Here is a 2800-nt window from a genome sequence, read left to right on the forward strand (position 1 = left end):
CATCGGTGAGGGTTTTGGCCCATCTGATGCTGAAGTGGAAAACATGAGTCAACATTATACGCAAGAGAGAAGCAGCCTTTATCTGGTAGCCAAACGTGACGGCATCATTGTCGGTGGAGCAGGTATTGCAGCCTTTCATCATAGCCAACGGATCTGTGAGCTAAAAAAACTCTTCTTATTACCAGAAAGTCGCGGTTGCGGGCTAGGAAAAATGCTCAGTAAAGCATGCCTATCGTTTGCTCAAAATGCAGGTTATCAATCTTGCTATTTGGATACGTTATCTAGTATGACATCCGCCATTCAGTTATATGAAAAACTCGGATTTATACATTTGGATCGACCAATGGACGGCACTGAGCACAACGGCTGCGATGTGTGGATGCTTAAACAGCTGTAAATCATCGCATCTGCTTATACAAAAAATGCCTACCGAACGGTAGGCATCAAAAGCAGTTGAGATTTAATGCTTAAGTTTTAAAACTTAGAAGAAGTATTTTAGACGGATACGCATGCCTAGATCTTTGTTTTCTGTGTCGTCTACTTTCGAGTAGTAAGTACCTAGATAAACAGAGAAATCTTCCACATCCATCACATTAGCAAATTGGTAAGAAGCATAAGTGGTGTTTACTTTTACTGTATTAGTTGTCTCAGTTTCTCCATAGACATGACCCAAACCAAAGCCTTTAAACAGTAAGTTAGCACCGATGGTCGTATCTTCTTGTTTAGTTTTGTCGAAATCACGGAACGCATAGTTCACGTTGATAGAAAGATCGTTAGCAGAATAGTTAACTGTCGCGCCATAACCAAGGAAATCATTCGCAGCATCTTTATCATCTGCAGTCAGATTGGCTTCTAAACCAGCAGCAACACGAACTGAGTCAACGATCTGGTATGCAACAACTGGGCGTACAAATACGGCATTCTGATCCGCTGCAGACTCATTCTCAAATTTAGTTGAGAGTTCAAAATAAAGGTTATCTGCCGTTTTGCTAAAGCCAATTTGTCCGTTATCACCGCGGCCACGAGCCGCATTCGCTCGGTACACGTCGCCGTTACCAAAACTTGTCTCAGCGTCATTATCAACTTTAGCGTATTCAAGCATAGTATCTTGGCCAACAGGGAACAAATCAAACGCTTCATAGCGGCCTACTTTCAGTTCCCAGTTATTCGCTTGACCAAATGCAATCCACGCATCATCAAGTTCAACTTTACCCGTTGTTTTAAGTAAAGGTTGTGCTTGTGCTTTGATATAACGGTCACCACTCACACTGCGCTCACCAGCGATTTGAACCAAAAGGCGGCCATCTTGATTTAGATGTTGCTTGTCAGTGGCATTTTTATCACGAAGGTTGATATCGAACTCAACATCACCGCCGATTGAGAAAACACCTTGTTCACCTTCAACACTGATACCTGCGTTTGCTTGTAGTGCGGCTGAAATTAGAATTGCGGCAAGAGAAAGTTTACCAGAGGTAGCAAAATTCATTTTTTATACTCCATCGACCTTATGGTCATCATTATCATTATGTTGGCGCTTGGCACATTGAATCTCATCCTGAGATATATTCAATAAAATTAATGAGTTAGATTCAAATTCACCGGGGGAAGTAGCACGCTACTTTGGTAATCATGAACAGCTCAATCTCTTTATTGCTCAGCAACCACTGCTTATGTATTCCCTTAACGTTGCTGACGGGGATGGAGTTTACATTCACCGAATCAATGTAAAAATAGATCAATGTCACATTGGGAATCGTTCCCATGAATGGGTTGTTGATAAGTTTATATAAATCACGCTTTTGCAAATAATTCACACCATAAATTAAATGTTGGCACGAAAATTATGTGAAGTAGGCCGAAATTTCACTTCACAAAATAATAACAACTCAAGATAAAGGTTGCTTTATCAAATTATTAACATTCTAGAATTGGGGATGGAGAGTAAAAACGATGCGAGATTTGACCATAAATTGAAGTACTGCTGTTTGATGGTGATGGCTTTGCTTAAAATATTTCAATTTCACGTCCGAAACCGTCAACGAATATAGTGAACGTAGGGGGGTTACCCAGTTTCCGCTAGGGCGCGATTTGGAGCGACACGCGAGGTTCGCTTTCTTTTGGACTAAAAGCGTGACCTCAACCTTGGCAAGGTGGCTCTAAAACGACATCGTTGGTTGTGAACTGGTTGTGAACTGGCTGTGAGACAGAGATGAAAAAGCCCCAGCATTTCTGCCAGGGCTTTAATTTGGAGCGACACACGAGGTTCGCTTTCTTTTGAACTAAAAGCGTGACCTCAACCTTGGCAAGGTTGCTCTAAAACGATATCGTTGGTTGTAAACTGGCTGTGAGACAGAGATGAAAAAGCCCCAGCATTTCTGCTAGGGCTTTAATTTGGAGCGACACACGAGGTTCGAACTCGTGACCTCAACCTTGGCAAGGTTGCGCTCTACCAACTGAGCTAGTGTCGCATACTGCATAAGCAGTAAAAAGATGGTGCCCCGGGCCGGACTTGAACCGGCACGACTCGAAAGTCGAGGGATTTTAAATCCCTTGTGTCTACCAATTTCACCACCAGGGCACGCAATTCTGCATTGCGATGCTGTTTACAAAATTTAGTAACACCATCTTTAGATACTGAACGTTAAGTTCAACACCTCAAAATTTGGAGCGACACACGAGGTTCGAACTCGTGACCTCAACCTTGGCAAGGTTGCGCTCTACCAACTGAGCTAGTGTCGCAATGGAGGCGCGTCCCGGAGTCGAACCGAGGTCCACGGATTTGCAATCCGCTGCATAGCCC

Annotated in this window: 2 protein-coding genes and 3 tRNA genes; 1 reads left to right on the forward strand and 4 read right to left on the reverse strand. The window is 43.1% G+C overall.

The window, feature by feature from the left end:
* On the forward strand, positions 1–397 hold a 397-nt coding region (locus AACQ17_RS08230), incomplete at its 5' end, for a GNAT family N-acetyltransferase (RefSeq protein ID WP_141201442.1).
* Positions 398–481: 84 nt separating this feature from the next.
* On the opposite strand, the gene AACQ17_RS08235 is transcribed toward AACQ17_RS08230, so the two are convergent.
* From AACQ17_RS08235 to AACQ17_RS08250, 4 genes are all read right to left on the reverse strand, one after another.
* On the reverse strand, positions 482–1486 hold the full coding sequence (locus AACQ17_RS08235; protein ID WP_094147449.1) for a carbohydrate porin: 1005 nt from the start codon (positions 1484–1486) through the stop codon (positions 482–484).
* A 906-nt stretch (positions 1487–2392) separates the two neighbouring features.
* A tRNA-Gly gene (locus AACQ17_RS08240) sits at positions 2393–2468 on the reverse strand.
* Positions 2469–2491: 23 nt separating this feature from the next.
* A tRNA-Leu gene (locus tag AACQ17_RS08245) sits at positions 2492–2578 on the reverse strand.
* A gap of 85 nt (positions 2579–2663) precedes the next feature.
* Positions 2664–2739, reverse strand: a tRNA-Gly gene (locus AACQ17_RS08250).
* Positions 2740–2800 lie beyond the last annotated feature (61 nt).

It is taken from the genome of Vibrio sp. V10_P2A27P122 (assembly GCF_963874335.1).
Taxonomy (GTDB): Bacteria; Pseudomonadota; Gammaproteobacteria; order Enterobacterales; family Vibrionaceae; genus Vibrio; species Vibrio anguillarum.